General features: G+C 68.9%; 5 protein-coding genes. All 5 read left to right on the plus strand.

Annotated features, from left to right (window positions below; all coding sequences use genetic code 11):
* A partial coding sequence (locus ABZ340_RS36390; protein WP_358786184.1) for a hypothetical protein occupies window positions 1-595 on the plus strand: 595 nt, incomplete at its 5' end.
* Between the two features lie 904 nt (window positions 596-1499).
* A complete protein-coding gene (locus ABZ340_RS36395) occupies window positions 1500-2522 on the plus strand; it encodes a radical SAM protein (protein ID WP_358786180.1) in 1023 nt (340 codons plus the stop codon).
* The gene (locus ABZ340_RS36400; protein ID WP_358786181.1) at window positions 2519-3145 is read left to right on the plus strand and encodes a thymidylate kinase; all 627 of its coding nucleotides are present in this window, start codon (window positions 2519-2521) and stop codon (window positions 3143-3145) included. The genes ABZ340_RS36395 and ABZ340_RS36400 overlap by 4 nt, the downstream gene beginning before the upstream one ends.
* A 60-nt stretch (window positions 3146-3205) precedes the next feature.
* Window positions 3206-3643: an NUDIX hydrolase gene (locus ABZ340_RS36405; RefSeq protein WP_358786182.1), complete on the plus strand. Its 438-nt coding sequence runs from the start codon at window positions 3206-3208 to the stop codon at window positions 3641-3643.
* 438 nt (window positions 3644-4081) lie between these two features.
* On the plus strand, window positions 4082-4399 hold the full coding sequence (locus ABZ340_RS36410) for a hypothetical protein (RefSeq protein ID WP_358786183.1): 318 nt from the start codon (window positions 4082-4084) through the stop codon (window positions 4397-4399).
* Window positions 4400-4564: the final 165 nt, after the last annotated feature.

Genomic DNA, 4564 nt, shown 5'->3' on the forward strand with positions numbered 1-4564 from the left:
CCGCGGGGTGAGGGCGGCCCGTACGGCGGCGGGGTCGCCGCTGTCGGCCACCGACCACTCCACGCCCCAGCGGGCGGCACCATCACAAAACGAGTCCCCGGAGGGTGTCATGAGGCTGCGGCCTGTTCCGGCCGACGAGCTCGAGGAACCGCTGCTGTGGTGGGAGTCCTCAGAACCGCGGTACCGGCCGACCACCGACGCCAGGCTGACCGCCCTACGCCGTGCCGTCTTCGAACACGCCATCTCCGCGATCAAGCCCGGCCGCCCCGTCAAGGTGACCACCTACGTCATCGCAAGCCCCGGGGTGGACGCCGACGCCGTGCACACCCTCCTTGGGCAATACGCCCGCGACCGAGGGTGGGTCGTCCACCGGGAGCGCTTCACGGACATATCCACGGGCGGCCCGCCCCTGGCCCGTCCGCAGTTCAACCTCGCATGCCGTCACGCCGGATCAGGCTTCGTCGACGGTGTGCTCACAACCGGCCGGCAGGCCATGCCCAGCACTGACGAGGCGTACGAGGCATACCTGCGCTGGCTGCACCGCCACCACGCCTTTCTCGCCTTCCCACAGCCAACTCTCGGGGGAACACCATGAGCAGACCAGTACCGCCTTACGTGACGCCACGGGCGGGGGAAAGCACGATGACCGCGCCCGTGACGGTCACCGCGGCCGGCGTCGTCTACACCGACCCCGAGCAGGACGCCCTCGCGCGCGACGTGGACGGCATTCTGTGGGCGCTGTGCGGCGGAACGGCCACCGGCCGGCCCGAGTACGCGGCCGAGTTGCACCCCGAGCGGCAGCGGGTCGCCATGGAGGCGCTGTTCTGCGCGGGCTGCAAGGAACCGGCGCACCGCGACGAGCATGGGATGCTGTGGCTCCTCCCCCTCCTCGACGACGTCGCGACCACCTGCTGGGAAAGTGTGCGCACAGCGATCCCGCCCATGTGCCGGGCGTGCGCGGAGGAGGCGCCGCGTCTGTGCCCGTGGCTCCGCGAAGGCTATGTGAAGCTCCGCGTACGTGAGGCCGATCTGGTCGGAGTACGGGGACGCTCTACCCCCGCCCCGGCGAACCGGGCCCGCCCGCCCCGGATGCTCTCGTCCTCTACGACTCCCCCGACATGCCGTTCGTCGTCGCACGCCAGGCCGTGCGCGAGCTACGCCGTACCACCGTGGTCGCCTTCGAGGCGGCTGCCCCCTGACGCCTGTCCGGCGGACCGGTCGACAACGCTCCCGGGCCGTCGGACAGGGAAAGATCCCGGCGCGGGGAGATGCACCGAATCGTGTCCCCACGGAGAAGTCACCGCCCCACGCCGGGGCCAGACGTGCCAGCCAGCCACGCCGAAGGACAGGCGGCCGGCACCGGGCGGGCCCGAGGAGTCCCCCGACTCCACCTCTACGACGGGCCTGCCCATCCCCTATCCGCACCACCTCCTTGCTGCGGTGAACCCAGCCGTTCAGGGAGGCCCCATCAGCAGCTCCCACCCCCATAGGGAGGGTTCATGCAGGCGCTACCAGTGATCCCGTTCAAGCCGACCCGGGGCACGAACTGGACTGCTCTGCACAACTTCGTCGCGCTGCGCGGCCAACTCCGCGTATCGCTGACGCCCCACTGCCAGATCAAGTGCTGGTTCTGCCACAACGAGGGCGACGTGCCCCCGGACGAGCAACGCAGCCACGCCCCCCGCAGGCGCAGCCTGTGCGCCGCGCACTACGTGGAGATCATCGCCTCGCTCGTCCGTCAAGGCATGAAGCGGGTGTACTTCACCGGCGGAGAGCCGCTGACCTCGCCCCTGGCGCCCGAGGTGCTGACGAACCTCAGCGAGCGGTCCCCGGACATCTCCTACACGCTGATCACGAACGGCCTCCTCGTGCCGAAGAAACGCGAGATGCTAGCAGCCGCCGCGCTCGACAAGATCAAGGTGTCATTGCACTACTTCAGCGACGAGACGTTCAGCCAGATCGCGAAGACGAAACTTCCGGTCTCCCGCGTATTAGAAGGAATCGCCGTCGCCCGCGAGGTCGCGCCCGAGGTCGGCCTGAACACCCTGCTCCAGCGGCAAAACAAGCACGAAGTCGTGCCGATCCTGGAGTACGCGCTGGATAACCGGATGCCGGTACAGTTCATCGAACTGGTGGACACCGGTTACAACGAACAGGGCCGCTCCAGCGCGCTGTCCGCCCAGTTCATCATCGACCACTTGCGCACGCTGACCAGCGACGAGCGGGTGGAGATCGCCGGCGTGGGGCAGGGCCGACGGGTTTTCCGCGTGGACGGCATCGAGGTCGAGGTCATCCACCGCGATCTGGGACGTCACCACGTCGGGCAGTGCGGGCACTGCCCGCTGCGCCCACAGTGCATCGAGGGCTTGTGGGCGCTGCGCCTGGACCACTCGGGCGGCATTCAGCCGTGCATCCTGCGCGATGACCTCCGGCTGGACGTCACGTCGCTGCTCGACGACATGGACGCCCTGACCGAAGCCGTCGCCGACCACCTGGCCCGATTCACGGAGGGCACCTTATGAGCGTCCTCCGCGGAGCGTACGACCCCGGCCCGGGCATCGAGCGGCGTGCACCGTTCGTGGTCCTGGAAGGCATCTCCGGCATCGGCAAGTCGACCCTGGCTCGGACGCTGAGCGCGCGCCTGGGCGCCGCCAGTCTGCACACCGTGCCGGACCCCCACCATCCGTGGTGCGCGGCCATCAACGCAGGCTGCGCCGCCCTGGCCCAGTTCGCGTTCTACCTGTCCGGGGTGTTGCACTCCACGGACCTGATCCGCGGATACCTGGCCGACGGCGGTCCCGTGGTCGCCGACCGCTACGTCTCCTCGGTGATCGCCTACCACTCGGCCGTGCACGAGCTGGACATGGGTCAGGTCCGGGAGTTGCTCGCTCCGTTCTGGCCCTACCTCGTGGGTCCGGACCGCACTTTCTACCTCCGGTGCAACGACCAGACGCTGCAAGCCCGCATGAGTGCCAAGGGGGACTACAACCAGGACGACCACGACATGATGACCGTCCCTGGACGACTCGAGCGGCTGCGCCGCAACTTCGACACGCTCGCCGCCGAGGACCCTACCGCCGTGGTCGTCGATACCGGCGACCAGACTCCCGACGAGCTGGCCGACACGATCCTCGGCCACCTCTAAACCGAACGGAACCATGCAAACTGCCCCCATCACACCGGGCCGGGAGTAGTCTCCCGGCCCATGACCACCACGTCACAACACGGCCCTGACACGAACGCCTCCGTCGTCGTCGCCCGCGACCGTGACGGCAACGTTGCGATCCTCAGCGCCGACTTCCCCCAGTACGGCGGCGAGTATCTGTTCCTCCCCGGCGGCCGACAGGAACCCGGCGAGTCCGATGAGGAATGTGCCCGCCGTGAACTCGCCGAAGAGGCCGGCGTGACTGCCGCGCGCTGGCGGCACCTGGGCACCTACGCGATCAGCCTCAACGGGCCCGCCCGGCTGGCCCTGTACCTCGCCGAGGGCTTGACCGTCGGCCAGCAGCAGCTCACCGAGACGGAAGCCGACTTCAAGCTGATGTGGTGGCCGCTGGACGACGCCATCAAGGCAGCACAGGAGGGGCACTTCCTGCTGCCAGGCGGCCCTCTCGCCCTGCTGCTCGCAGCAAGGATCATCTGACGGACCCGGCGGATCACCCGGAGCCAGCCAGCCGAGCAGCGGGCGCGGGAGGCTCGGAACCTGCTACTCCAGCCGGGGCCCGACGAGGGCGTTCCATGGGCCTGACGGCCTTGCCCGCCCCTGTCAGGCTCCCAAGACCTCCCCCGGTCGGGGATGCATCCGCTGAGGTGTAACAGATCGCGGCCGTTGACGTCCGGGGAGGGAAGGGGGTTGCGCTTTACGTCAACCCTGTGGAGCTCCGGAGGAACGGTGACGACCGCGACAGCCCCCCTCTCGCCCGAGACCGGCCGCTCTCCCACCTGCAGGAAAGCCTGTTCGCCTGGCTCGAGCCCGAGCCGGCCATCCGTCCAGCCCCAGCACCCGCCGCTGATACCCAGACACCTCGAGAGTCCGACCCGCCGGCCCCGGGGAAAACCGAATCTCTCCCATGTCTGGGTCGTGGCCGCAGAGATCGAGGTCACCCCGAAGGCCGCGAGCGTCGCCGACCACCGAGGCAGCTTCAAGGCTTCCGAGGGACAGCGCGTCGACGCGCTCGAGGTGTACTGCAAGGGCTGCCGCCACCCGTACGACGAAGTCCGGGGCGGCGACTGCACCGCGAAGATCGACAATACGCACCTGATCGGTGGCGACCGGACCAAGCGAGCGAAGCGGAAGGTGCCCACGCCGCCGCCGAACGCGCGGGTCATTCCCGGCGGCACGATCAACCGGCGGGGCATCAGCGCCTATATGTCCGGGGTGTCCCGCCCGCCACGGTGAGGCCAGCGGCGAGCCTTGTTGAACGTGTCGACGCACCATTCGGCGGTTTTCGCGGGGAGGCCCATGGCGTGGGGTCATCCCCGCGGGCGCGGGGAGCAGTTATGTGAGCTGCGAGTTTACGGCTGCGGGGACACGATTTCGCAGACTTTCAAAGATGCGGGCCAA

It is taken from the genome of Streptomyces sp. NPDC006134, assembly GCF_040628835.1.
GTDB lineage: Bacteria > Actinomycetota > Actinomycetes > Streptomycetales > Streptomycetaceae > Streptomyces.

Coding starts and splice junctions, on each gene's coding strand:
- ABZ340_RS36405 (WP_358786182.1), top strand. CDS start 3,206: ATGACCACCACGTCACAACACGGCCCTGACACGAACGCCTCCGTCGTC.
- ABZ340_RS36400 (WP_358786181.1), top strand. CDS start 2,519: ATGAGCGTCCTCCGCGGAGCGTACGACCCCGGCCCGGGCATCGAGCGG.
- ABZ340_RS36395 (WP_358786180.1), top strand. CDS start 1,500: ATGCAGGCGCTACCAGTGATCCCGTTCAAGCCGACCCGGGGCACGAAC.